We start from the raw sequence: 26608 nt of genomic DNA, 5'->3' as shown, positions 1-26608 counted from the left end.
GATGGAAATGATTAGCTATTAGGCTTATGCTGAATAAGTAAATGACGTAGGTAAGTTGACACGAAGAGCGGGCGCAAAGCAATACGGCATTGGTGGGCTTTTGTGCCATTAACAGCCATACACAATCGATTAAAAATGGCAATATTCAGAAGACTGAGAACATTAAGTTCTTGATAATAGTCAACATCAAACATGTTAACAGATGATACAAACGGAAAGAAACTAAAACCAGATTTCATGTCAACATAAAATTTACTATTCGGTAGGTTAGGGTAATTTAGTAAATAAATTTGTTAAATTCTGATTCTGTTGCTTCTCGTCAACAGCCTATCTGAACAATGGATGCTGACATAATTTTCATCGGGTTCAAGTCGTATTTCTAAGAAATTCAGGTTAATTTTTAGGCTTGACCAGGGCTTGTGCTCATTTAGCCGAAGCATTTTTCAGGGATTATTCCAATAGCCTTCACACGAGAGTATCAACTTAGCCGAAAGTAGCTTTATAAATAAATTTCTTATCGACTCTATAGTTTATGTGCTTTGGTAAACTAGTCTATATTCATGCTCAACATTGTATATATAAAGATAGTGTAATATTTATTAATATTATATCTGGTAAATAAAAATTAAATATTTATTAGCGAATAATTTATAAAGTTAACTAGAGAAGGTGATTGAGGTAGTTTGAATACAAAAGTATGTGCCTATAATACCTGGGGGTTCGACCTGACTAGCTGTAACTGATCAGGTCGTACCCCCAGGCATTATAGGCACAAAGTAGCCCAGGCGAACTGTTAGTTTGACTTTAGGATTTTTCGGACGACCCGTTCGCCAGCCTGTTTTATTTCCAGGATATAGGTGCCAGCAGGTAATCGGGACAGATCAATCCGGCCTGAAAACTGGTTGTTTGTTTTAAGAATCTTTACCTGCTGATGCATGTGGCTGAGGCCAGCGTCAAAAACACTAACTTTAATCGGAGCCTCCGAGGTCCGTTCTGCCTGAACGGTAATAAAGTCGGCCGTTGGGTTAGGGTACACCTGAACGGCCTCGGCCAGGCTTTTTACGTCTGTTAACCCCGCTGCCTGCCGTGCATTTGGTGCAATATTCCCCGCGACTACAAACAGGGGTGTCTCGGTTGCCGTGACTTGTACTTTACCCTGATTGGTGTTGACCAGTTCCAACTCCATATCATTGCTGCCGACTTTAGGCCGATAAATCCGGGCTTGTGTGGCATTGCCCAGGTCCAGCGTGTAGGTGGCCGTACGACCAATTTCATCGGGTACGACCAGCATGTACGCCGACGTACCGTTTCGTTCGTAGCGATCCACGATAGGATCCTGGTTGAGCGTTTCTTTGTAGATGTATTCTCCGAAAAGTTTTTTGGTTTGATACAGATAATCAGCGGCCGGACGGCGAGTCATATTATCCCCATTTGCCAACCCCGACGTACCGAACATACCACCGGTTGAATTGTCGTCGTAGAGTTGGTAGAAGAATAGCTTTTCAATACCCAATCGAGCGTATAAAAGCGACGTGCGCAGAATCCAGTCGCCCTGGGTTTCCAGCGCTGATTTATTACCAATTGGAATGGCGCGTAACGGGCTACCCTGGTTAACATCGTAGCCTGCCTCAGTAATCCAGACGGGCATATCGTACGACTGCCGGTGGGCCGTTTGTCGGAAGTCATTTGCAACCCGATTGATGGGGGTTACCTCCGGAGCCGCTCCCCGCGTGGAGGTCCCGCTCTGCGACGACGATGTATTATCGGAATACATGTGATAATTAACGACATCCCAGCATAGATTAACGGTGCCGTCCGGCTTGTAGCCCCGATACTGTTTGCACCAGTCAACCATCCCTTTCAGGTAGTCTGACCCGCTCGATGCTGACGCCAGCCCACCAACCACTACCTGCGCCGATGGATCCGCATTTTTAACGCCTACACCGGGCCCCATGCTGTTTTTGTGACCGTCGTAAAACGCAGACAGGTTAGCGGCATACTCGCGAGCCGTCTGGTACGCTTTGCGGCCTTTCCACCACTTGTCCCGTTCGTTGTCGCATTCGATGTATTTAATCAGACCCAGGCCAATTTTTATCGTGTTCGGATTGTCGCCTGGCCAGCGGGGAGTTGAATGTACGCTCAATAAGGCGGGGTTCACGGTTGTGTTGCTACCATAGCGAGCCATGTACTGGAAGGCTACTTTCGCCTGCTCCAGGTAGGAATTCGGATCCGTAAAGTCTTTACCGTACCGTAGTGGGGTGTTTTCGGAGTCACGATCGGCGGGCGGATACGTATTGACCATCCAGTCGGGAATGGTTTTCAAGCAGGCCAGTACCTCAATGCCTTCGGCTTTACAGCGCTCATAAATGGCGTCGTAATTCCATCCCCCACTCATGGTTGGATTGTAGGTGTAGCTACCTTCCTCCGATTCCAGTTTATGCCAGTCCATATAGTGACGAATGCCGCCAAAACTTTTGACGACGTTCATTTTGGACTCATTGATCTGCCAGGGCGAATTGCCATCTTCAAAATTCCATTCGTAGGCGTTCACCCCCAGCATGTCTTTAAGCTTCACGGCTTTGGCCGGGGTAGGCGTGAAGGTCTGACTGGAGGGTGTGTAAGCGCCGTATAGTTCCATCTCCGTCGGGAAAGCCCCATACGAATTAATGACCAGATACCGGGCGTTGGTAATAGGCTGGTCCAGTTTATACTGAGCATTTCCCGCGATCGACCGATCCGGATACGGCCCTACCCAGGCCGTATATAACTTACCCTTGAAGGTAGCAATCGGAATACGCTCCCACTGCTCGGTGATGATCGACAAGGTCATGGGGTTGGCGCTGAAATCCCCGACAAAGTCGTAGAACCGCAACCCTTCAATCGTCATCGACTCACCTGTCAGCAGTGGGTAATAGGCATCATACTGGGGTAATACTTTGCCCCAGCCCGTTTCAACCGTTACGTTGGTGATACCATCAAATAGCCCGTCCAGCCCGTTACTTACGTTGTTAAGCTGGTACCAGCGTTTCGGGTCAATGGGGATTTTCTTATCAGCCGAAATGACCGATGCCGGCGACGCGCGAACCACCTGTGTGCGGGCTACGTCGGCAGCCGCCAGAAATGAAGCTGAAGCGCCTTGTGATGCGGTGATCGTTGTTGTGCCGGTACCAACGATGGTGGCTTTCCACGAACCAGTGCTGTTAGATACGGTCACCACCGATGGATTCGAGGAGGTAAACGTAATAGGCGTACTGATATTGGTACTGGTTGCCACCAGGCTAAAGTCGCCATCGTCGGTGGTTTTATCCGGCAGTTCCGCTAAAGAAATAACGGCCGGACTTAGCACAATACCGCCGGGGGTGACGTCGAACCAATTGAAGTTGAAGGTGCCGCGCAGGGCAAAGAGACGTAGCACCTGGCTGCCCGCCGTCAGTGTAGCCGTGGTGCTGATGGTGGTCCAGGCCTGCCAGCCCCCCGTCTGGGGCACATCCACACTGCCCAGCACCCCCCCCGACTCCGAGCGAATCTCGATCCGCCCGTTGCCATACTGGTTGGCTACCCGGAACCGGAAAGTGTACAACCCGGCACTGGCTACACTCACGTTGTAGTCCATCCAGTCCCCATCATCGATGTAGCCCATGTTCTGCCCACCCCCCTCATCGGTAGTCGGCTCGGGTCGCACGTCAGTGGCCACATCATAGCTTTCCGCTTCGATGCGACCCGTCAGGGGGCGACTCGCAGCGGCCTCGAACCAGTTGAAGTTCCAGCCCCCTTTGACCACCTGGATGCGCAGGGTCTGGTTGCCCGCTTGCAAGCGGGCGGTGGTGCCAATGGTCGCCCAGCTCTGCCAGCCCCCCGTGCGGGGTACCTCCACACTGGCCAGCACCGTACCGTTAGCCTGGCGCAGCTCAATTCTGGCTCCATCACTATAGCTGTTGGCCACCCGGAAGCGGAAGCTGTAAGCGCCTTCCTGGGGGACGTTGAGGGCGTAGTCCATCCAGTCCCCATCATCGATCTGGCTTATGATAGGGCTAGCGTCGGTATCGGTGCCAGCCTCGATTTGTACTCCCTGCATGGCGGAGTAGCTCTCCGCTTCTAGGTGGCCCGGTAATGTTGGTGGTGGCAGTATTACGTTCTTGGTCGCGTCGAACCAGTTGAAGTTGAAGGTGCCGCGCAGGGCAAAGAGACGTAGCACCTGGCTGCCCGCCGTCAGTGTAGCCGTGGTGCTGATGGTGGTCCAGGCCTGCCAGCCCCCCGTCTGGGGCACATCCACACTGCCCAGCACCCCCCCCGACTCCGAGCGAATCTCGATCCGCCCGTTGCCATACTGGTTGGCTACCCGGAACCGGAAAGTGTACAACCCGGCACTGGCTACACTCACGTTGTAGTCCATCCAGTCCCCATCATCGATGTAGCCCATGTTCTGCCCACCCCCCTCATCGGTAGTCGGCTCGGGTCGCACGTCAGTGGCCACATCATAGCTTTCCGCTTCGATGCGACCCGTCAGGGGGCGACTCGCAGCGGCCTCGAACCAGTTGAAGTTCCAGCCCCCTTTGACCACCTGGATGCGCAGGGTCTGGTTGCCCGCTTGCAAGCGGGCGGTGGTGCCAATGGTCGCCCAGCTCTGCCAGCCCCCCGTGCGGGGTACCTCCACACTGGCCAGCACCGTACCGTTAGCCTGGCGCAGCTCAATTCTGGCTCCATCACTATAGCTGTTGGCCACCCGGAAGCGGAAGCTGTAAGCGCCTTCCTGGGGGACGTTGAGGGCGTAGTCCATCCAGTCCCCATCATCGATCTGGCTTATGATAGGGCTAGCGTCGGTATCGGTGCCAGCCTCGATTTGCACCCCCTGCATGGCGGAGTAACTCTCCGCTTCCAGGTGGCCCGGTAATATTGCGGTTGTCTGACGAGTTAGTTGGGTACGGTCAGTGAGGTAGATTGAATTACTGGGTGATAGAGTAAGCCAATTGGCTGGCAGTACTCCAGTAATTATCACTAGGCAGACGTAAGTAGAAAATATAAGTAGTTTCATACAGCAATGGGTTGAGTTGATTTGTGCAAAGATTACTATTTATTTAAAAATAGTTAATAAGTATATATTAAAAGAGCCCGATTTGTTTAGATTTTTAATTTTATATGTTATTTTGCTTCAATTATTACTACCTTTTAGCAAGCTTCGTATATATAATGTCTTTTTTACTATTTGGTGCTTGTCTGCTGCTGGCAGGTTATCTAACCTTTAATGTTTTCTACCTATTTGTATCAGCTGTGGCAGGCCGTCTCGGGAAGGCTGATGACGCACCGATCACAACGGCTACAGATCCGTTACGACGTATTGCCGTGTTGATTCCAGCTTATAAAGAAGATGGTGTAATTCTAGGCTCTATAGTGACTAATTTACAACAGAGCTACCCCGCAAATCTATATGACCTTATTGTAGTCGCAGATTCATTTCAACCCGAAACCTTACTAAAGCTTTCTCAGTATCCTATCAAGGTCTTACCCGTTCAGTTTGAGCAGTCAACCGTTCAGAAATCCGTCTTATACGCCCTCAATACACTCCCGGATAATACCTATGATATTGTATTGATTTCTGATGCTGACAATCACATGGCGCCAGATTTTCTAATGCGGATCAATCAGGCATTTGGGCAGGGGTGGCGGGCCGTTCAGGGGCATCGAACGGCTAAAAATACGAATACGAGCGTGGCGGTTTTCGACGCTATAAACGAAGAAATCAACAATAACCTTTTTCGGGCAGGGCAGCGGGCACTGGGTTTGTCAGCCTCATTGATTGGTTCAGGCATGGCGTTTGAACCCGCTCTAATGAAGCGATCCTTAAATCAGATTCAAACGGTGGGCGGCTACGATAAAGAACTTGAAATGCTATTAGTGGTGGCTGGTATTAAAATTGGCTATTTGCAGGACGCTGTCATACTGGATGAAAAAGTGCAAAACATTGCCGTATTCCAACGGCAGCGTACCCGGTGGGTTGCCGCTCAATTATATTTTATTAAAGCCTATTTCAAAATTGGCATTCAGCAACTGTTCAAGGGTAACTGGCAGGCGTTTAATACGTTAATTAAATCGTTGCTGCTCCCCCGGATGATTCTTCTGGCAGTTTTGGGCCTACTGGCTGTGGTAAGCCTGTTGGGTACTGCGTCCTTTCAATTCTTCGCGCTGGGGCTACTGGGCTTGTTGCTAGGTAGCTTAATCATATCGGTTCCCGCGTCCCTGTATCATAAAATAAAGGGCCGTGATTTTGCGGTACTGCCTTCGCTTATTTTTGGCATGTTCCGGTCGCTTATTAATTACAAACAAGCAGGTAAAAAATTCTTACACACGCCCCATACTGAAACGTCTGAGCCCCATTAACAGACTTTAGAACAGCACCTATTTTCTGAATACTGACTGATTAACTATCTATGAAAAAAGCATTAATTACCGGAGTTACCGGGCAAGACGGAGCCTATTTGGCTGAATTGCTATTAGAAAAAGGATACGAGGTGCACGGTATCAAACGCCGGAGTTCGCTTTTCAATACACAACGTATTGACCATCTGTACGAGGACGTCCACGAAAAACACGTACATTTTAAGCTCCATTATGGCGATTTGTCTGACTCGACCAATATCATTCGTGTTATTCAGGAAGTACAGCCCGACGAAATTTATAATCTCGGAGCTATGTCGCACGTACGGGTGAGCTTCGATGAACCGGAGTATACCGCGCAGGTAGACGGGATCGGCACACTGCGTATTCTGGAAGCTGTCCGGCTGCTGGGTCTGACCGAAAAAACCCGTATCTATCAGGCATCGACATCGGAACTTTATGGGGGTGTTCAGGGCCATGCGCAGTCAGAAACAACACCATTCTATCCGCGGTCGCCCTATGCCGTAGCCAAACTTTATGGGTACTGGATTACGGTCAACTACCGGGAAGCGTATAATATGTTTGCCTGCAACGGGATTTTATTTAACCACGAGTCACCACTTCGTGGCGAAACGTTTGTGACGCGCAAAATTACGCGTGCCGTATCACGTATTGGCCTGGGTTTTCAGGATAAGGTATATCTGGGTAATCTCGACTCCCTGCGCGACTGGGGCCATGCCAAGGATTATGTGGAAGCTATGTATCTGATTTTGCAACAGGACAAGCCTGAAGATTTTGTTATTGCTACGGGCGTGACAACCAGCGTGCGGGATTTTGTCCGGATGGCCTTCGCTGAGATTGGCGTTGAGCTAGCGTTTACGGGAGAAGGTGTTTCGGAAGTAGGAACCGTCGTTAGCTCAACGAATCCCGCTTTTCAGGTTGAGGTGGGCAAAGAAGTGGTATGCGTTGACCCTCGTTATTTCCGTCCGACGGAAGTGGACCTGCTGTTGGGTGATCCAACTAAGGCGATGACAAAGCTGAACTGGAAACCGAAATACGACCTTCCTGCGCTTGTTAAGGACATGATGACCGCTGACATTAATTTATTCCGTCGTGACCAGCTGCTGGCCGATAGTGGTCATCAGGTGCTTAATTATTTCGAATAGCGCATGACGTAGTAAGTACAGACGGACGTATAAACCATTCAGGAGAGCGAAAAAGACCCTAGAAGGATCGAAGGCTGAGTTTTAGACGTAGCTTTCGATCCTTTTAAGCTAATCAGACCTCAAGGTTTATGTATTTATTCAAACAGGTAAGGCTTATTCGATAATGGCATTATCTAATCCACCTGTATCGGCTCCAGCTCTGAATTCCCCGCGTATCTTTAGTTCCGTCAGATTTTGCAGAACTGCCTGAATGTCTGCTCTGGTAGCTTCTAAAGCCCCTTTTTTCCACCCACTCAATTCATCTAATTTAATGGAATAGTGTGTCCACGTAGTGGATGGATTATACGCTGTATTGAACGTAAGGACAATCGTACCATCGGTCAGAATAACATCATCTGCGTCGTACTGAGCGTCCGTTGCCGATTGCTTCAGATCGAAGTAAAGAGTTTTTCCATATCCCTTTTTAACTTCGTTAGCGAAGCGAGTCGATGCGACAAAATACCAGGCATTGGATAATCGGTCCGTGGTGTAGATATAACCATCCGGATTGCCTCCGCTGGCACTATACTCAGGCACTGTATTTTCTGAATTTTCGCTGATACGCCACCCCTGATCATCTGCCTCAAAGTTACTGACAGTAGATAGCGTTAGACCCGGCTTGTTGAATTGCGAACACTTTACTAATAGGATCGATAGTAGCCCAGTGAAGAATACGAATTTGAAAAAGATAACTTTTTCTAACTTAAAGAACGTTGTCGACATAAGTAATTGATTCTTAATCAGCAACCTCAGTAAATATAGTTAATTGTGCCTAGTTTGTAAATAAAATTTACTATAAGTTTTATATAATTTCATAAAGGTAACTTATTTTAATAGGCCAATTATTATCTTTAACCAATCAGCTAAAGCCGTTTATAGCCATAAAGAGTCAAATACGTTTCCTGAAAAATCTGTATATATACCTATGTTTTTCAGACTGCCACTGTTGAGTTTCTGTATAGTTTTAAGCACTTATTACTTATCAAAAACAAGTCCTTACGTTACGAGTGAAAGTCAACTGGTAGCTCGGGAAGACTCAGGCGTTTTAGCTAGTGATGGGTTTGAAGGAAAGCAAATAGCGACGTTCTGGCATGCCGAGTTACGAACGCCTACCGCTGGATTACTCACCAGTGATGTCCACCGTGCAGGCAAACAGGCTATGCGTTTTGCCTGGAAGCCAAGTCAGTACGACGGAACCAATTCAACCCTCCATGCTGAGTTATTAACGTCACCGTTGCCTATTGGAGAAACGGAGCGTTGGTATGGCTATAGTTCATACATGCCCTCGTCTTCAATGGAGAATGACAGCCAAACCGTGATTATTAGTCAATGGCACGGTTTTCCGGATGAAGGCGGAGCCCATACTGTGCCGGCAATGGCTATTTCTGTAGAACCAGCCAATACCTTACAACTCGTATATCGTGCCTCGAATAAGCCGATTACTACGTTCCTGCAACACCCCACCAGTCAGAAGGTACTTAACCTTGGAAAGGCTCGGTTCGATCAATGGGTTGATTACGTAGTTCATGTCAACTGGGACCCAATGGGTACGACTGGTCAACTTCAGCTATGGCAGAACGGTATACTGATTGTCAATGAAACAGGCATTACCATTGGCTATTCTGAGCAGCACAAACCCTATTGGAAATGTGGTCTTTATTGCTGGACAGGTAAGTCGAAGTACGTCGAAAAAGTTATCTACTACGACGAAGTTCGGATCGGTGGTCACTCGGCCAGCTACGATACTGTTAGGCCCGGCCTTAGTGACGGTACTGCTCGAATGCATGAATAAGCATAGCCAAAGCAAGCGGGAAGCGCGTCAAGAATCCGTAAGAAACAGGAAAGCCGCGCCTGTCAGCAGGCGCGGCTTTCCTCTATGAAATGACTACTCGTTTTCGGATTAGTCCATTGCCATCGTTACGGGTTCCGAAACGGTCGGTACACCCTGACTGACTGTCGCGAGAATGCGGTCATATAACCCCAGCAACTTGCCGCGCTCATACGTCCAGGAGAGTTCGTTAAGGACCCGCTTGTAGCCGAACTTGCCCATTTCAAGGCGGATGGCTTCGTGATCCAGGAGGTATCTTATTTTATTGGCAAAGTCATCCAGGTTGTTTGGGATGGCGTAAAGTGAGGCTTTCTGCGCCGAAAATCGGCCTTCTTTCAGGTTAAACTGAACGATTGGTTTCTTCAGGGCCATGTACTCCATAATCTTGTTCATCGTCGAGAGATTATTCATTTCACTCGGCTTGTCAGGATTTACGCAGACATCCGTTGTATTGAGTATATCGACCATCAGTTCGTCCGACACACGGCCATAGAAGTCAACATAGTCGGCTAACCCAAGCTTTTCAGATAACGCCTTCATCTCGGCCTGTCCAGTACCGCCCCCAATGATAGCAACCTGCACATCCTGGCGAACGGCAATAAGTCGCTGGATGCTCATAAGCAGCAAATCAATCCCTTCAGACTCACTAATCGTACCCAAATAGCCAATCAAATAGGCTCGGCCTTTCTTGTACTTGGCATCACCAGGACCAAGTTTAAGCCGGTCGAGTTTGGGGCCACTCCGTACCACCGTTACGTTGTCTGGATGCATTTTTCCCCGACGGATGGCAATTTCCTTGTAAGATTCGTTCGTCGCGATGCTGAAGTCCGCCGTCATGAACGTGAGCCGTTCAAACAGGAGCATAAGCCGGTAGAAAAAGTCTTTCTTACCAAATTTAGCCAGATAAAATTCGGGGTTAATATCGTGATGGTCGAACACGTATTTCACGCCAAACAATTTGAATGGTAAGGCCACCGTAAAAATCAGGTCGGGCGGGTTACAGCCATGAATGACATGGAATCGTTTTTTCGCGAAGATTTTAATCGCATACCAGTACCACCAGAAAATGGACGTGCCATACTCGACTAAATAACCCAGGGCACCTGTGGCCTCAACCGGTAGGGGATGGCGATAAATATCGATACCGTCGAGTTGCTCAAAGGGGGTTGTGTATCCTTTCATTTGAGGACAGATAATGCTCACGTCGGCTCCGGCTTCGCGTAGCGTAGTAGCTTCCTGCCAAACCCGACGGTCAAATGGGACCGGCAGGTTTTCGACAATGACCAGTATGTGTTTACCCGCAATATGGTTGTATCGTTCTGTAGTCATGAATAAGTATCAGAATGAGAGTTGCTTAGAGGATTTAACCGCATCGAGTGACCAGTTGATGCCGATATACTCATTCGTAGGATTCATCTCGATGGGCAGACGCACCAGGTCCACAATAATTTTGCCCGTCACTTTGCTCAACAGGTCAATGAATTCGGGCTCTTTGGTCGAGACAACCAGTACGTCGGCCCAGCTAACCAGGGCGCTGGCATCTTTAACTAACAGCCGCGAAAGGTGCGGAATATGCTGATCTATGTACTCTTTGTTGGTTCCTGTTAACTCCGATGTGTGCACATTCCGGTCATAAATGCTCAGAGCGAACCCTTTACCCAGTAATGTCTCGGCCATTTCGACGGCCGGACTGTTGCGCAGGTCGTCAGTACCAGCCTTGAAACCGATGCCCAGGAAGCCAATATTATGACGGGTATATTTCATCAGAACGCTAATGCTACGTTGCATCTGAATTTCGTTGGTGCGATGAATGCTGTTGATCAACGGCACCTGCAGATACAGATCGTGGGCGAGGGTTTGCAGGCCTTTTAGGTCTTTTGGAAGGCATGAACCACCGTATGCGAAGCCGGGCTTGAAATAATAATTAGAAATGTTAAGCTGCTTGTCTTTGCAAAAAATATCCATCACCTGATGTGAGTCGATACCCAGTGATGAGCAGATGTTACCGACTTCGTTGGCGAACGAAATCTTGAGCGCGTGATACGTATTGTTCACGTACTTCATAATTTCGGCAGTACGGATGTCAGCAATAACTACTTCCGCTGGTAATTCGTCGTATAAGCTGCGTATGGCGCTGGCAGCCCGCTCAGACTGGGCTCCAATCAGTGTCAGGGGCGGGTGGTAGTAGTCGTGAACGGCCGTGCCTTCGCGTAGGAATTCCGGATTGCTGACCAACGCAAAATCAACGTTGGCTGTCAGCCCGGACCGGGCTTCAATCATAGACGCAATCTTCTCACAAGTGCCGGGCATTACCGTTGACCGGAGGGCGATCACGTGAAAGGAATCGGGGTAGAGCTCCACTTTTTCGCGCAGCACGTCACCAAAATGTTCAGCTACTTTCAGAATGTAGTTGAGGTTCAGATGACCCTGTGGCGTAGTGGGCGTACCGACCGCAATAATTGACAGATCTGTGTTGAGGATAGCCTCCTTATAATCCGCCGTTGCCCGAATGCGACCCAAATCATGCTGAATCGCAATAATGGTGTCTATGTCTTTTTCAACAATGGTTGCCCGTCCGTTGTTAATCTGGTCGATTTTGGTTGGATTGACATCAACTCCCACAACATGGTGACCATTTTGAGCCAGACAGCCCAAACTTACACAACCGACATAGCCTAGACCGAAGATGCTGATATTCATTAGCTTATATGAAGTTTTGAGTGATTAGACAGAGTTACGAATTGATGCGTTGGCTGATTGAGCGCCTGAATAGCAGGCGAGGAAATAGAGTAAACCATTACCTGATGAGCAAGCGTGACAAGCTGGCCGGGTTCGATCGTCATAAATGCCCGAAGAGTGGTAGTGGGTTGTAACTGGTAGAATCCATCTGAGTACCAGCCCAGCCGTGACGGTTCAATTTGCCCTGTCACGACTTCCGTGTGCAGCCCGGGGGCCACCGTAAGACCAACTTCTCGGGTCGTAGCGGGATGCGTCAGGATAAACGTATTAGGGCTGGTGGCGTTGATCTGGACATTAGGGCCGAAGTGAAACAGCACCTCTACCAGGCGGCTTTGCTTTCCATAATTCTCGACGATGTCTGTGAGCTGTAATGTATCGATCGTCCGGTCAAAAAGAAACGTACGCTGGTGTCGGCAGTTCAGGGATTTGTACCCATTGTGAACGGCACTTAACTGATCAAACTCGCTGGTTGTGTGGGCCGAAAGTGTCTGCGTTTCGTAATGATCGAGCCACAGCAAGGCCCCTGCCTGGTGCGCCTGGTTCTGGCCATCGATACACACGGTATTATGGGCGCGGGTACTGACGAAATAGTTTCGCCACTCGGGGTCAGTCTGGTAGGAATAGGTGCCAGGATCGGCCAGGAATACCTGTCCATCAACGTGCATCAAAAAAGACAGTGCGTCAGCATGCCCGTGGGCGGCAATCGACAGAAATCCCAGCGGAGCTGCATCTGCATGGATGTAGATTTCGCGAAGCTGGTCGTGGCTGTCATCGATCTCCTGTTTCCGAAAAATAAAATGCCCCTCATCTTTATAAAAGGTGCTTCCCAGGAGGTCATATTGAGTTGGAATAGACTCAAAAATCGCCTGTCCGGCTTGCCCGAAAAGCACGTAATTCTTCAGGTCAAAGCGCGGTGGTTTGCCCCATTCCGCCGACCGTTGCTTCATTAAGGGATCGCGCGCCAGGATCGCTCCGGACCGGAGTAACGAGTTGAAATTATTATGCGGGTGGCAATCATCAAGAAGCAACACCCGGCCGTCGTCTTCGTCTCCATACCGTGGAAATGTGCCCTGGCAATCCAGAAACTGCGCAATGTAGCGTAATACCTTTATCAGGTGGCCCTCATATGCCAGCGAAAACGGGTTGCCCGTTCGTTCACCTACTACGTATGAAATCAGGAAAAAGTCAGTGATAAACTGAATGTATTCAGCTGCTTCCTCCCGGTTGACGCCGTTGCGGCTGTGTTGCCTCAACATCTCGCGTTCCAATCCCGATTTTCCATAGGCTCGCCAGGTAGCCGATTCCGGGAATTCCCAGAACGAAGCGGCTATGAATAGCCCGGCATATTCCGAGACCAGGTGATTATTGGCCGACGAATACAGTGACGGATTCTTATGGCTGTAGACACAATGCTGATAGATGACGGGCAACCATTGCAACTCAACGAAAGACTTAAAATTGGGGTCCGTTTCGGCCAGCGCCGACACATCTAGAATATTCCAGCTGATAAACCAGTTGATCAACCGGATATTGACCTCAATATTACTGTACCAGTTCACGCCCGTCAGGTACGGGTTTTCGGCAAACCACGAGCGGCTCATGGCGACAAACTGCGTCAAAAATTTTCTGTCGCCCGTTTGCCGGTGTTGTATCGCTAATTGTGGTAGAAAAAGTAGCCGGTTAATTTCCCAGACATATTTGGCACTTCCATTCCGCCCGCTCCGAACGTCGGCATCTTTGGCGTAGGTCTTTGGGAACCGCAGCCCCGTGCTGACATCGAGGTGCCAGTCGATCGGCTGATTTATGTCGATTGTATGCCGGAAAATCGGCTGCTCGGTTGCGAAGGTAACCGCAGGCGTCTGGGTCGGATCGAACGGAAGAATGGGGTCCGGCAACCGCGCGAGGTGAACTGTTGGCTGCCAGCCCATGCGAGATCGCTCCGTCTTTTTTTGCACAAACTGCCTCGTCCGAAAAATCATTTCCGGAAGCGACATGGACCGTAAGCGGTTGTAGAGCCAGGTATAATTCTTGGACATTATGTTCAGTTATGGATAGGTTGACTATTTAAATAGCTCTGGTGATACTGACGTAACAGCGCATCTAGCTGATAGCCTACTTTATAGCGCAAGCCAATCTCATAGCCTCGGGTATACGAATACTCCCAGCGGAATTCTTCGGTACTGCGGAGTCGTACGTGTTGTGTTTGCGCAATACGTCCGGGTGGAATGGGTATGGCAAAATTGAACCCACCGGTCGAACCATTACCCGTTTTCATGGCATAGAAACCAATCTCGACGTTGGTAAACTGGCGGACGAAATCAACGCGCACCCCCCGATCCTGATAGAGGTATTGCCCACCTGATACTTTAAGCGTAATGGCATGTACGGGCAATCGATAAGCGACGTCAGCTAACAGAAGCAGTTCACTGGGGCGCGAGTAGGTAAAGCCGCCTTTCGGGAAGTAGTACGCCCCTGTAAGCCCCGTTTCGATACCAAAAGACCAGGGTTTGGTAAGGTCACTGTGCCGATATTGGACATTCAGCCCATATCGATCCGTATAAAACAGCCCTGCCGAAGCGCTCACGTAATTCTGCTGATCGAGCGCTACAAACTGGTTTAGAAAAACAGGAGCCGGTCGAATGTTAAGTTCCTGTGCGTCTAAATCGTTGACTAGAGGGAACAGAATGCCCCAGTTCAGGACCAGCCCACGGCGGATATAGAATTGACTTTGTAGTAATAGGTTAGTTTTACTTTGTAGTGGTTTTTCACGGTAGCCAAAATTGGCCATAAATTCAGGTTGTATTCGGAAATCGAGCTTATACCTGGCCCGGCTAAAAGGAACCGTTTTTTGCAGTTCCAGGCGTTCTGTTCGGGAGATGAGCTTCGTCGAAACCTTGGGAGTTACCCGGTAGCGGGCCATCGGTACACCTTGAAAAAGAGGTACAAATTCGGCATCTGTTGACGTAGTAAGTAGCTCATTTAACTTCAGCATGCCCTTTAGTGGGTTACGGTATAAACGCTGTTCGTAATAAATTTGCCGATGGTCAGTACTGTCAATATGGAGGTTCTCAAAGTCAGCCAGTCGTTTGCTGGCGGGCTGACCCAAACAAGGCACAGTACCCGAACTGATAAGCAAAATGCCCAGTAGAACGGTTAGGTGAGAAAGTCTAATTGATTCCATAGGTATGCAACAGACTGTATTCGTTAATGCAGTGAAAATGAGTAGGAGGTCCCCAGTGTCACCTGATTTCCATTGATCAATCCGCCCTGGATGGTCCAGTGTTTCCAGAGCGTCGTATAAGCGCCTACGTTCAGGTGCTGCGAATCCCACTCAGCCAATAACCCACCTTTCGTTTTATAGCGGAGAACCAGTCCGCCAAAAGGACCCGCCAGGTAGTAGTACGGTTTCTCCCGTTTGTCGCGCCAGGTGAAGTTTGAAAAGATGCCCGAATTCTGGTCATTCTTCTCATCCCGATAGATATAGTACGGACTGCCCATGCCACCCGTAACTTCGACCTGTAAATCAGTCGTCAGCGTAATAGATTTAGTGGCAACAAGCGCGTATGTTTCCAGTGAATTGTCAATGCCGAATGGAGCCGATACAATTAAGGCGACAGCGGGACGACGACTACGTTCGGTTAAGAAAACGTACTTCAGATCGAGTTGCCGATCTCCAATTCCTCTGGCCCCAAAGGGAACGGGACCATTTGGCCGTAACAAACTGAGGTTGATCTCAAGGCGGGGTAATAACGACAGATTGACAAAGTATATACTTTCCGAATTAGTCTTATTGAAGCGGAAAGCGTAGCTGATCGGATTGTAGTTACAGCCCGCCCAGAACGTACCATCATCGAGTACACGGGCCGACGGAATATAAATCAGCCCTGGTTTCCCCGCTATATTTACCTGAGCCTGTACCAATGGGCTAATGCCTGCCAAAAGCAGGGCAATAACCAGCCATCGACCCAAGTTCCTGATGTAGTTGCTGAAGTATAGTTGAGCCATAAGGGATACATTTCGGTGCGCAGCTCCTGGTCACATCCATCGCCCGTCCAGAACCCGGCGAAGCCTGGAGAATTCACTTCGATGGCAGGATCGGTAACGTATAGGTTATCCACCGACCACCGAAGTGAAAAACTCTGGCTACCACTTACTTAATCAACCTCCGTTACCCTGGTTGTGACAGCTGGCGATTTCCTGATCACGTGCTTTCGCAGCTGCACTTACTGTTGCCGTATAATTGGCATTGATTGTGTTCAAGTCGCCATCACGTGCTGCCTGAGCTGCCGATATTTTAGCATCTTTGGTGAGTGTGCAGGCGCTGGTTTCAGCAACAATCAATGTATTATACACCGTCACGATTTGACCGAACGTCACATAAGCCAGTACTAGTTGCTGCGCATAAACCTGTTCGCCCAGAACAGATCTGCTTGCCGCCAGAGCGGCAATAACAGCATCGAAATCACTTTTGGCCGATGCAATCAACGCGTTGTACTTGGCGGGTATCCCACTTTGACAACCTGCTACTTCGGCATTGGCAGCCACCTCATTTTGCGTGTATGCCGTATTGACTGACGCTATCTGAGTGGCTTTTACCGCATCATAACTTGCTACCGCTGCTGTATAGGCATCATTGGCGGCCTTTTTACAGGCATCCAGGTCGGTAACCGAATTGGGTGATAAAGCTGCGGCAACCGTCGCTCCAATTCGTCCGCCAACCGGTTTGCCATTCACCTTTGGTAAGGTATAAGCTGGCATATACCCTTGCAATAATGGATTTGCCGCTGCGGCAGTTACATCAGCCTTCAGGCTTGCTGGCATTTCACCTTTGCTAACCAGATTATTAATAACATCGGGTGTAAACGCAGCTATTATGGCGGCTGCTTTGTCGGCCGGGATCGCTTTCCCTACATTCGCTGAGGCATCCAGTACGACGGTGGGGACCTGTCCAGTAGCCGCAATATTCTTTAATCCAGCGCTAACGGCGGATGCCAGCGTTGAGGAGGTTACGGTTGCAGCAGTAACTGAAACGGCAGCCGGAGTTGACACCTTTTGATCAGGCATTTTTACTTTGTCGAGTGCCGGAAAGGTGTATACGCCTGAACCTGGTGGGTCTACCTCCTTCGATTTACAGTTGTACAGGACAGCAGCCAGGCATAATCCGTAAGCCAGCAAACTGAGTTTTCGGTTTGTAGTTTTCATGTGCAAATGAATTATATAAAAGGTTTTACAGAATGAATAAAATCACCCACACTTGATAGCTAGCTATAGAAATATAACCGTGGGGGCATTTAATAAATAATATGCAGCTTTTACTGTATGCTAATACATACAGGGCATTAATGTAGCTTCTAAAGAGCGTCAATTAATATATTTCAAATATATAGATACTTTTTATTTTATCAGTAAATAAAATATTAAATATTTTAAAAAAAAGTAACATATGAGTTTAACTGTCAGATTTACAAGGGTATAGTATTATAAGATTTCCTTATTTTTAAATTAATTTGCTATTGGACTTGCCCATGTACGTTTATTTACAGAATAAACCCAAAGCAAATGGTTACTATTTAATATCTTTTTATTTATAAACTAGATATTTTGATAACTTAGAGGTTGGTTGTATCGATAAATAGTCTCGGGAAATCAGTTGCTCTTAACAAAGGAAATTTTGATGCTGAATGGTATCACATGATGGGTATTCGCCAAGTCAATTATTAAGCAGGAGTAACGGAAGAAGACGTCGTAGCAGGTATTTGGCTAGTGGCTTGATCCATACTTACGTGTTCATTAATCGACAAAAGAATCAGCATAAACGTTTTCAACCAGTCGGTTTGAGGCTATCCGTTGGCGAACAGGAGTAAACTAAGATGGTAGCCGGTATACGATCTGCTGGACTATACACTAACTGTAACTGATCACGTATATAAATAAGCGTGAGGGCTAATTTGACCGCAAGCCAACTTGACTACTTATTGTTCGTCTAACAGGGACATGTTTCGGAGCGGTTGAGAACGTAGTAAATTATATTCAGGAAGAGTAAATAAGGAGCTAAGGGCTGACAAGTCATTAGGGCGGTGTAAGTCACTGCCTATAAAATCAACCCAGTTGTTTTTAAGTAGCAGGCGGGCCTGTGTCTGAACCTTTTCGCCATAACGGCCAACCAGTGAAAGCCAGTTAAGCTGAAATAAGCAGCCAGCATCATGCAACCGGGAGAGCGCTTCTTCGTCGCTATGATAATAGGTATAGCGTTCTGGGTGCGCCAGTACGGGTATATACCCACGGGTTTGAATACGGAATAGCATCGTATCAAATTGTTGCGGAGGTGCCACCCAGCCTGTTTCGATAAGCAGATATCGCTCCGCCCCAAAAGATAGCAGATCGTCAGTATCCAGTAAACGGGGGAAGAACTCGTCAAGCATATACTCAGCCGCTACGTCGACTCGGATCGGCACATCGTTAGTGTCGGCCAGCGTTTGCAGGCTGGCCTGTCCCGCCCGAAGTGTAGCCGTATCATTGGGGTACCAATCCCGACTGACATGGGGTGTGGTTATAACACGCTTCATCCCCCAATTCGATAGCTGCTGTAGACAAGCCAGTGCCTGACTGGAGTCATGAACGCCATCATCAACTCCAGGAAGTAAATGAGAGTGCATATCTGCCTGCCAAAAACAAGCCTCACTGATAGATTCGGGACCGTTGCCAGCCGATGAGAAAAACACCTGCTGAAGTCGTTTCCATGCGTTCATACCTACATAATCTTGTCAAATCTACAAAACCAGTTGGTTAACAAAAAACGCGGTCTTGGTTTCAGGTATTTTATTATCTATAGGCTACATGTACCATAAAGGACTAAAGGTTACTTTATATAATAGCTAAAATATCGTAAAGTGCAAATGGACAGGTAGTTAATTCATTAAAAAGTTCTAATTAATATTATATTTATTTCATATTTTATTACTCTATGGTTGCCACTGAATACCCACTCTGATAATATCGGCCGATGATCCGGCCAGGATAGCATCCCCTGTTTTTACCGATCGGGTTACTGTGCTACCGGCCGCCACGACACAATTGTCGGGTATGGTAACCCCCTTCAAAACCATTGCCCGACAACCGATCCAATTTTTTTTGCCAATGTGTATTGACCGATCTTCGTTCAGGCGACGCCCATCCGTATCATAAACCTTGTGGAAGTCGGTATCCATTACTAGTACCTGCCACGACAACAGACAATCATCGCCAAACTCAATAGATTTGTTGCAAACTAATTGGCTCTCAGCCGTAATCTTAAAATTATTGCCCAAGCTGAGATGACCATCCAGTACACATATTTTAGAGCCATGACCAATATCGGCTCGTCCTTTGAATTGAACCGTACCCGTTACTTCCCATATAGATTTTGATCCATTGCGATCAAAGATGCCGACACTGCCAAAGCCAATACGTATCATTCGATGAGTAACAGGAGAACTAAGTTCAACGCGTCCCTGAGTACGTAGCAAGCGTACATTCGCCGATACCATAACCGGAAGACGTATCGCAGTCTTAAACGGGAAATAATGAAAATTGAAATAAAGTGTCGTGGGCAAGTGGCGGATATCACGCAATAAACGAGCGATATTTCGCAGATACTGATTCATCATGAGGCTATGGTTATGTGAGTCACGAGACAGGTATAACCCCGCTTTTATCCGGTAGGTAATTGCAGATTAAAATACGGCGTCATGATGGTAAAAGGGCATTGAATCCTAGAATAGCTATAATGATTGCGTCTGAACGGGTGATCTGATATTGACTCGTTTGGTAGACTGTACCGAATCTGATTAACTGATGGCCGTTTGCCTGGAAGACTTTGGGGCCGAGTCTTCATTGGTCTGGATTGTTTCGACGGTTGACCCAAAGCGTTTGCGAAGACCGGCCGTGGGTTTTTCAACGTATTGATAACTGATCAGGCTAAGAACCAATCCGAGTGGTACGGCAGTCAATAACCAGGGCACCGTCAACCGCTCGCCACCGACCAGATTCTCGGCTACACTAACCCCAATCCAGTGGAACAGATAGAGTGAGTAACTTAACTTTCCAATAGTGACAAGGCTGGGTCGGCTGAGTATCGCCTTAAACCTTGCATAGGGTTTCGCATAGAGTACTGCGGGGATAATTCCACTCAGCGCAAGCGCTTGCAGGGAGTAACGCCAGGTCTCGCGGAAGGCGCCATCGCGGTAAAGAAAGGTGAAAAATAGCAGACCAACCGCTCCGGTAAATACAACTGGATGGCTCACTCGACGCAGGTATATACCGGCCCGGTCGAGGTGCAGAATCAGGCTGGTCAGGCAGCCAAACATAATGGCATCGAGCCGGGTATCGGTAAGGTGGTAGATTCGATAAATCGTCAACTCTGTCAAGCCTTCAGTGGCTACCAGATACAGTCTCCACAAGAGTACGCCCACAATACTAGCTGCCATAACAAAAGCCAGCAGCTTAGGCCGGGGGAAGAGGCCCATAAACAGGAGTGGAAAAAACAGGTAAAAGTGTTCTTCAATAGCAAGTGACCAGGTTATATCGAAAATACGGCTGCAATTGAAAAGCGCGGTGCTGCCTCCATAGAGCATGTAATAATTACGGTAGTAAAATAGGGTTGAGAGGACGGCACCCCGTTGAAAACCACACCCCATATACACGGTGAAGCCAATTGCCAGCACGACCATAAAAATTAATGCCGGATAAAGCCGCAATACGCGCCGGAGGTAAAAGCGACCAAGGTCGATTCGCTGCTCTTTTTGATATTCAGCAATCAGCAGACGGGTAATCAAATAGCCGCTGATGAAGAAAAATAAGGTCACCCCAAAGCCGCCAGGAATCAGATGCCCAAGGCCATAATGACTGATAACAACGGCCATAATAGCTATACCCCGGAAACCATCTAAAGCTGGGACATACCTTGTGTCTATAAGTGAATTTTTGGCAGTTTGCATACTGATAAAGAGATTAATTAGGCCGATTTCGCCAGCATAGATTCGTAGATGTCGCTCAATTGAGCGAAAATAGCATCGGGTAAATAGCGACGGACCAACTGACCCGAAGCCGCTCCCATTGTTATAACTAAATCGGGTTGAGCCACAAACTGAAGCAAGCGATCATAAAGAGCGTCTTTGTCGCCGGGCGTAACCAGAAATCCATTGACACCTTCCTGAACAGCTTCTGCTGTGCCTCCCACGGGTGTTGCAATTACAGGCAGTTGATAATTCATAGCTTCCAAAATGGAGATGGGCAAACCTTCGTGGTACGACGGTAATATATATACGTCGCTACTACTGAGGAGCTCATGTTTTTTTTCACCTGATACCCATCCCTCAAATTGTACCAGGCTCTCCAGCTTATGGTCGGCTATGTACGTTAACAGTCGTTCCGTTTCGCCATTCCCTCCAATCCGCAACAATAACCGTCCTTCAAATACGTCGCGATGGTCACGGAGCATATCTAGCAGGTCAAATATGCCCTTACGCTGGCCTATAGCTCCTAAAAAAAGTACCTTAAGCAAGCCATCATTCGATTTGGGTGGGTAGCTCTTTTCTAAATCGAGCCGATGAATGACATTCCCAAGTACTTCCAGCCGACGTACCCGAAAGTTCTGACTGAAAAAGTCGCGCCAGTAATCGGACAGGCCAATAACTAAGTCGGCATGTTCAACCAGATACCGGATCAGGAATTTACTGATGGGATCACTATTATGATAAAACCCTTCAAATCTTGACCCGTGCATGTGGTAGATAACCTGCTTGCCAAAGCCATACTTAGCTGTCAGAAACAAGACTAACTTTCGGTAAAAACTGCCGTGCGAAGAGGCCTGTATATGAACAATCTGAATTGTACTATCCTGCTGCAGGGTTTTGACAAATTGCCCGTACTGTTTCAGGAAAAATGAAATCAATTGCCGCTTGTGAGTGGTTGGCTTGTGGGTTGTAATGCATTTATAAACCGAGAAATGGCGGGCATACACATTCATCACCCCACCAATGCCACCCCGAAAATTAACGTGATCTGGTCCAACGCTTAATACTTGTTCAGCAATTTTACGGGATACCAGTACGTCGTCATTTTTAGGAAGAGTTGTACGTATCATCATAGCATAGGTAGCTTTGTTAATAGCTGGTTAGGTATTGTCTGGCGGTGTAGCGTACATCAAAAATTGTCCGGATGCGCTGCCTGGCATCCGTGGCTTTTGCGCGGACCACGGCAGATTCATATCCCAGCACCAATTTTCGAATTGCCTGGGCTAATTCTACGGCGTCTCCTACCGGAAACGAGTAGCCATACAGCTCACCGTCAATGAGTTCCATCGGGCCGTCGATGTTTGAGACCAGCACAGGGACCCCCGCTGCCATGCCTTCGGCTACAGTTAACCCAAAGCCTTCATACAATGAGGGTTGAACCAGAAGATGATAATCCTTCAGTTCTTTATACAACGTCGCCCGCGTTTTCAAGCCTGAGAACGTAACGTAGTCCGTCAAGTGCCAATCCTGCGTAAGTTGTTGAAGATAGGCCAGTGAGTCGCCCTCGCCCACAAATTCGACCCGTATATGGGTCAGCTTGTCGCGATAAATTAGTTTTTGTAAAGCTTCGAGCAAAATATGCTGCCCTTTTTTACCATGCTGAAGACGGCTTATCTGAACAATACGAAACGTTTTGTCGCTTTTGTACGCCGTCTTACTGCTTATACCATCCGTCTTGATACCATTATAAATCCGCTGAGCAGTTAACCCGCTTCGTGCCTGGATATCCTGTTGAACAACGTTAGAAATAGCAAACAATTTATCATATCGCCCCAAGTTGTCGACCGATACCTGAACATCGTGAATGGTCAGGCAGCGTTGTCCGGTATGCTGCCATAACAATCGGCCGATCTGGTGATTATGGCAATGCACCACCGTTGGACGTAACCAGAGTAACAGAGCATTAAGCCGGGCAATATACACTGGGTTTCGGCTACCTGTTGGCCTGCCTATCTGCCAGACCTTAACCCGTGGATCAATACGTGCCAGCAGGCCAGGGTCAAATTGATTATTGATCAGCACAAAATGCAGTTCAGCATGTGGACATTGCTCATTGAGAATATCCACCAGCATCGTTTCGATTCCACCCGTTTCCAGCGTGAAATTGATATGAACAATTTTCATAATACATCGATCAGGGCAGACTTCCGTAGGGTGGCTTTCATTAAAGAATTCAAAATCATACTATCGGGCCTTACCCAATTTTGATAGTAGGTGTAATTGTTCTTCATCATAGCGACGATGTCAGCCTGATTATCCCGTAGATCAGTAAGTCTGTTCAGCAGCGAATCAACCGAATCAAACGTGAGGTAATTGGTCGGTTCAGAAAAACCACCCGGCAGCTCATACTTCAATGGCTCAGAAATAATAGCTTTTGCATGAGAAACATACTCCGCAACCTTCCATCCAATGGAATCATGCAATCCATTCGTTGCTACACAGATGGAGGATGCCCGCATGAGCTTGAAGTAATTCGACTGGTGCGTCAGCGATTTTGGAACGATCAGATCCGGATAGGTTGACCGATTGAAGGCAGAATCCGCAAACCCACCAACGAAAAATGAACCAAACTCTTTTCGGCAAGCCCGGATGCAGGCTGCCCGGAATTCATTCATCGCGTATCGCTCGTCGATCAGGTCCTGTGGTAGTGCCTGACCATGTGGGTCTCGCGAGCGGGTCAGAAACAGGATGGAGTTTGTGTAGAAATAATCATTTTTCAGCAGGGGCAGCGAATAAAGATTTCTAAACAGGTGATCTTTATAATATTCCTGATTCAACAGCGAAGCAAGCGTGCGGTTGTGGCCGACAGCCAGCTTGACAAAATCTTTAGACAGCGCTTTTGTGTGTAAGAGTTCGCTGTATAGTTCGTTGTGAAGCTTAATGTTTAAACCGAGTTTATAAATATTCGAGTTCTTAAGCGAGCTATTTAACGTATTGGAAAAAGATCGCTTGAAATAAAAGTCGCAGGTATCCAGCACCTTGTCCAGTAATTTTACATTGTCTTGCGGGGAACAGCTATGGTCGAACCGATAACCATCAAGCGTATCGTAAATAACATTGACCTGACCATCAATACAGGCTCGTGTGATAGGCAGCGTTGGATCGGCAAAAACCGAATCCCTGGTTTGGATCAGTTTAAGCTGGATCAGCCCCAAATCCTGTAAAGCCTTGAAACCCGTAAAAACCTGGTTCAGATGGGGCGGAGTAATGGCTTTATGATAGTATAGATTTACCTGCATGGTTGTAGCGTAGAAAGCGTTTGAGATGTATCTTAAACAGGCCAACCTGAATTCGACGCATGTTGCGAGAATAGGCCGATGCGCCGTGTTTTAGTAGCGTTTTCTTAATTTCCTTCAGGAATTTGTCGGCTCCGGTTGTTGTCTTGCTGAGTTCCCAGTTTCGAAAACCTGATAGAGGAACGCCAACCGTGGAGTAATAGATTGGGGCAAGGTTCAGCAGACGTAGCCACAGGTCTAAATCCATGCAATAGTGGATTTTGGCATCCAGAAACCCCACCTGTATCACATGCTTCCTGGTATAGAACGAGGAGGGCTGTATGATACTAAAGTCTTCATTCAGCAGATACTTCTTGTCTGGAATTTTTCGGGTAGCCAGATTGTGAACTTTGCCGGTAGCATTAATGCCGTTTTGCAGAGGAATATAATAAATCGAACCATCCGGTTTTTCCTGATACAGCTTTACGATCTCAGCGACACACTCGGGATATAATACGTCGTCGGAATTAAGCCAGCCAACCAATTCTCCCGTGGCTAGTTTAAAACCTTTATTAATAGCATCAGACTGACCTTTATCTTTCTCATGAATAATAATATCAATCTGACTCTTGTATTGATTTACAATCGACATAGTTTGATCTGTCGAACCACCATCAACCACTATATATTCAATATTCGGATAGGTCTGGTTTAATACCGACTGGATAGTAGCCTCGATGAACTGACCCTGATTAAAAGAAGGTGTTATGATCGAAACTTTGGGGAGTTTTGCAGACATAGGTATGTTTGTTGCAGAAGTCATTCCAGTATTATAAAATGTTTTTATAAAAGAAATTATAACATAACTGTGTTAAATCTTATTGACTCAACTGTTTATTGTAAAATTGATGTTGAATGTCAATTTCTGATCTTACTACATAGTTGGTTGGTATATAATGCTTGTCCTTATAATACCTTTTCATCATTAATCCAATAAAGATTAGAGCGTGAAATAAAGGTAAGTCTAGGAATACTTCACTAAAAGACATTAGTAAAATGATAAAAGTAAATGTGAATGAAAATAGTACATTTATTTGGTAATACTTAGTTAATGTATAAAACGAATAAAATAATAGTCCTACATAAAGTAGAAAAAACGGAATTCCCCATTCCACAAGTAACGCAGTTACACCACAGTTTCGTAAAGCATCCTTATCCGTTCCACCAATTCTAGAATACTTAGCACTACCTTTTCCTAGAAGAAGAAATATATCTTCTTGAGTTACTTCACTTAAATCTAATAAAGCGCTTGCCATACGAGAGTCACCTCGTTTGTCAATATTACTGTCGATCTCCGAAAATTCAGTATTAATTTTTTCTTCGAGGAAAGATAAATTTGCAAATAAAAATGATCCAATAAAAATGCTAATAAAAAGAAGGATAGTTTTATACACTGTTTTAAATCTACTATCCATTAAAAAGTAGCTTACTAGCAGGATGAAATAGGCAATAAAGACAGTTGTCGATAGTGTTGTTAAAATTCCTATAGAAAATACAATGCCAATTTTATTAAAAATAAATTTGTTTAGTAATAAATTAAATATTTGTCCAATAAGAAGCAAAGAAGCAAAAACTGTAGGTTCCCAAAATGGACCATTGTTTCTACCCTTGTAAAAGTTATGATCAAAGTTGTATATTATTGGATTAACCCTTTCATACGTGTCATCATAAATTATAAAATTTTTCGTAAATAGTGATGGCATACTCTTTGCAAAACCAATTACAATACTTGGACTGATTAGATAAATAAAATAGAAAGCAAAGCTGATTAGGGTTATTGAATACATTATTCTAATATAAATATTTAAAAAGTTTAATTTCAAATAATAAATAGTAAATATACTTATGAAGAAAAAAAGTAAAATTTGTCTAACGACCCAGCCTTCATAATTTCTGAAAGTTGTGGCATGATAAATTTCTAAAATAAATATAATCAGTAGAAAGGAAGATGTTTCTATTTTTATAGTATCCAATAGATTTTTACTTAAATAAATTATACATACTATTGTCAAAAAAACACCAATCGGGCTTTTGAAAAATGGGATGGTAGATACAGCAATTAGTGAAAATGCCAAAACAATGTCTGCAGGTCGATTTTTAATGAGACTCATGATATTTCTGCTCGATTAGCTTGGT

The 26608-nt window shown here is 46.7% G+C and carries 19 protein-coding genes; 3 read left to right on the top strand and 16 right to left on the bottom strand.

Annotated elements, in window-relative coordinates:
* Positions 1–793: 793 nt before the first annotated feature.
* On the bottom strand, positions 794–5032 hold the full coding sequence (locus tag ACYVEA_RS21600) for a carbohydrate-binding protein (protein ID WP_461115519.1): 4239 nt from the start codon (positions 5030–5032) through the stop codon (positions 794–796).
* A gap of 155 nt (positions 5033–5187) precedes the next feature.
* Here ACYVEA_RS21600 and ACYVEA_RS21595 point away from each other — a divergent pair, with 155 nt between their 5' ends.
* Both ACYVEA_RS21595 and gmd read left to right on the top strand, forming a co-directional pair.
* Positions 5188–6375: a glycosyltransferase family 2 protein gene (locus tag ACYVEA_RS21595; RefSeq protein WP_461115518.1), complete on the top strand. Its 1188-nt coding sequence runs from the start codon at positions 5188–5190 to the stop codon at positions 6373–6375.
* Between the two features lie 50 nt (positions 6376–6425).
* Entirely contained in the window at positions 6426–7538 is a 1113-nt protein-coding gene (gene gmd, locus ACYVEA_RS21590; protein ID WP_461115517.1) for a GDP-mannose 4,6-dehydratase, read from the top strand.
* Between the two features lie 153 nt (positions 7539–7691).
* Here the strand turns inward: gmd and ACYVEA_RS21585 are convergent, their stop codons facing one another.
* Positions 7692–8114 (bottom strand): laminin B domain-containing protein, encoded by a 423-nt coding sequence (locus tag ACYVEA_RS21585; RefSeq protein WP_461115516.1) that lies wholly within the window; start codon positions 8112–8114, stop codon positions 7692–7694.
* Between the two features lie 409 nt (positions 8115–8523).
* Between ACYVEA_RS21585 and ACYVEA_RS21580 the strand changes: the two genes are divergently transcribed.
* Positions 8524–9369: a polysaccharide lyase gene (locus tag ACYVEA_RS21580; protein ID WP_461115515.1), complete on the top strand. Its 846-nt coding sequence runs from the start codon at positions 8524–8526 to the stop codon at positions 9367–9369.
* A 108-nt stretch (positions 9370–9477) separates the two neighbouring features.
* Here the strand turns inward: ACYVEA_RS21580 and ACYVEA_RS21575 are convergent, their stop codons facing one another.
* From ACYVEA_RS21575 to ACYVEA_RS21510, 14 genes are all read right to left on the bottom strand, one after another.
* Entirely contained in the window at positions 9478–10734 is a 1257-nt protein-coding gene (locus ACYVEA_RS21575) for a glycosyltransferase family 4 protein (protein WP_461115514.1), read from the bottom strand.
* 9 nt (positions 10735–10743) lie between these two features.
* Positions 10744–12105: a nucleotide sugar dehydrogenase gene (locus ACYVEA_RS21570; RefSeq protein ID WP_461115513.1), complete on the bottom strand. Its 1362-nt coding sequence runs from the start codon at positions 12103–12105 to the stop codon at positions 10744–10746.
* Positions 12105–14180, bottom strand: coding sequence for an alginate lyase family protein (locus ACYVEA_RS21565; protein ID WP_461115512.1), 2076 nt, complete (start codon positions 14178–14180; stop codon positions 12105–12107). The genes ACYVEA_RS21570 and ACYVEA_RS21565 overlap by 1 nt, the downstream gene beginning before the upstream one ends.
* A 5-nt stretch (positions 14181–14185) precedes the next feature.
* Entirely contained in the window at positions 14186–15325 is a 1140-nt protein-coding gene (locus ACYVEA_RS21560; protein WP_461115511.1) for a YjbH domain-containing protein, read from the bottom strand.
* A 23-nt stretch (positions 15326–15348) separates the two neighbouring features.
* Positions 15349–16149 carry a YjbH domain-containing protein gene (locus ACYVEA_RS21555; RefSeq protein ID WP_461115510.1) on the bottom strand — a complete coding sequence of 267 codons (801 nt, stop codon included), beginning with the start codon at positions 16147–16149 and terminating at the stop codon, positions 15349–15351.
* 153 nt (positions 16150–16302) lie between these two features.
* Positions 16303–17346 (bottom strand): hypothetical protein, encoded by a 1044-nt coding sequence (locus ACYVEA_RS21550; protein WP_461115509.1) that lies wholly within the window; start codon positions 17344–17346, stop codon positions 16303–16305.
* Positions 17347–18116: 770 nt separating this feature from the next.
* Positions 18117–18893: a tyrosine-protein phosphatase gene (locus ACYVEA_RS21545; RefSeq protein ID WP_461115508.1), complete on the bottom strand. Its 777-nt coding sequence runs from the start codon at positions 18891–18893 to the stop codon at positions 18117–18119.
* Positions 18894–19106: 213 nt separating this feature from the next.
* On the bottom strand, positions 19107–19790 hold the full coding sequence (locus ACYVEA_RS21540; protein WP_461115507.1) for an acyltransferase: 684 nt from the start codon (positions 19788–19790) through the stop codon (positions 19107–19109).
* A 180-nt stretch (positions 19791–19970) separates the two neighbouring features.
* Complete coding sequence (locus tag ACYVEA_RS21535) at positions 19971–21119, bottom strand: acyltransferase family protein (protein WP_461115506.1); 1149 nt, start codon at positions 21117–21119, stop codon at positions 19971–19973.
* Between the two features lie 17 nt (positions 21120–21136).
* Positions 21137–22270 carry a glycosyltransferase family 4 protein gene (locus ACYVEA_RS21530; RefSeq protein ID WP_461115505.1) on the bottom strand — a complete coding sequence of 378 codons (1134 nt, stop codon included), beginning with the start codon at positions 22268–22270 and terminating at the stop codon, positions 21137–21139.
* Positions 22271–22286: 16 nt separating this feature from the next.
* Positions 22287–23321, bottom strand: a complete 1035-nt coding sequence (locus ACYVEA_RS21525; RefSeq protein WP_461115504.1) for a glycosyltransferase — start codon at positions 23319–23321, stop codon at positions 22287–22289.
* On the bottom strand, positions 23318–24436 hold the full coding sequence (locus ACYVEA_RS21520) for a hypothetical protein (protein ID WP_461115503.1): 1119 nt from the start codon (positions 24434–24436) through the stop codon (positions 23318–23320). Before ACYVEA_RS21520 ends, ACYVEA_RS21525 begins: the two co-directional genes overlap by 4 nt.
* Positions 24411–25211, bottom strand: a complete 801-nt coding sequence (locus tag ACYVEA_RS21515) for a glycosyltransferase family 2 protein (protein ID WP_461115502.1) — start codon at positions 25209–25211, stop codon at positions 24411–24413. Before ACYVEA_RS21515 ends, ACYVEA_RS21520 begins: the two co-directional genes overlap by 26 nt.
* Positions 25212–25290: 79 nt before the next feature.
* The gene (locus ACYVEA_RS21510; protein ID WP_461115501.1) at positions 25291–26583 is read right to left on the bottom strand and encodes a hypothetical protein; all 1293 of its coding nucleotides are present in this window, start codon (positions 26581–26583) and stop codon (positions 25291–25293) included.
* Between the last annotated feature and the right edge of the window lie 25 nt (positions 26584–26608).

It is taken from the genome of Spirosoma jeollabukense, assembly GCF_054777855.1.
This window is presented reverse-complemented; position numbering and strand designations above follow the sequence as displayed.

Bases quoted from the DNA above. Each gene is read 5' to 3' on its own strand.
- ACYVEA_RS21600 (WP_461115519.1), bottom strand. From the start codon at position 5,032: ATGAAACTACTTATATTTTCTACTTACGTCTGCCTAGTGATAATTACT.
- ACYVEA_RS21595 (WP_461115518.1), top strand. From the start codon at position 5,188: ATGTCTTTTTTACTATTTGGTGCTTGTCTGCTGCTGGCAGGTTATCTA.
- gmd (WP_461115517.1), top strand. From the start codon at position 6,426: ATGAAAAAAGCATTAATTACCGGAGTTACCGGGCAAGACGGAGCCTAT.
- ACYVEA_RS21575 (WP_461115514.1), bottom strand. From the start codon at position 10,734: ATGACTACAGAACGATACAACCATATTGCGGGTAAACACATACTGGTC.
- ACYVEA_RS21570 (WP_461115513.1), bottom strand. From the start codon at position 12,105: ATGAATATCAGCATCTTCGGTCTAGGCTATGTCGGTTGTGTAAGTTTG.
- ACYVEA_RS21565 (WP_461115512.1), bottom strand. From the start codon at position 14,180: ATGTCCAAGAATTATACCTGGCTCTACAACCGCTTACGGTCCATGTCG.
- ACYVEA_RS21560 (WP_461115511.1), bottom strand. From the start codon at position 15,325: ATGGAATCAATTAGACTTTCTCACCTAACCGTTCTACTGGGCATTTTG.
- ACYVEA_RS21555 (WP_461115510.1), bottom strand. From the start codon at position 16,149: ATGGCTCAACTATACTTCAGCAACTACATCAGGAACTTGGGTCGATGG.
- ACYVEA_RS21550 (WP_461115509.1), bottom strand. From the start codon at position 17,346: ATGAAAACTACAAACCGAAAACTCAGTTTGCTGGCTTACGGATTATGC.
- ACYVEA_RS21545 (WP_461115508.1), bottom strand. From the start codon at position 18,893: ATGAACGCATGGAAACGACTTCAGCAGGTGTTTTTCTCATCGGCTGGC.
- ACYVEA_RS21540 (WP_461115507.1), bottom strand. From the start codon at position 19,790: ATGATGAATCAGTATCTGCGAAATATCGCTCGTTTATTGCGTGATATC.
- ACYVEA_RS21535 (WP_461115506.1), bottom strand. From the start codon at position 21,119: ATGCAAACTGCCAAAAATTCACTTATAGACACAAGGTATGTCCCAGCT.
- ACYVEA_RS21530 (WP_461115505.1), bottom strand. From the start codon at position 22,270: ATGATGATACGTACAACTCTTCCTAAAAATGACGACGTACTGGTATCC.
- ACYVEA_RS21525 (WP_461115504.1), bottom strand. From the start codon at position 23,321: ATGAAAATTGTTCATATCAATTTCACGCTGGAAACGGGTGGAATCGAA.
- ACYVEA_RS21520 (WP_461115503.1), bottom strand. From the start codon at position 24,436: ATGCAGGTAAATCTATACTATCATAAAGCCATTACTCCGCCCCATCTG.
- ACYVEA_RS21515 (WP_461115502.1), bottom strand. From the start codon at position 25,211: ATGTCTGCAAAACTCCCCAAAGTTTCGATCATAACACCTTCTTTTAAT.
- ACYVEA_RS21510 (WP_461115501.1), bottom strand. From the start codon at position 26,583: ATGAGTCTCATTAAAAATCGACCTGCAGACATTGTTTTGGCATTTTCA.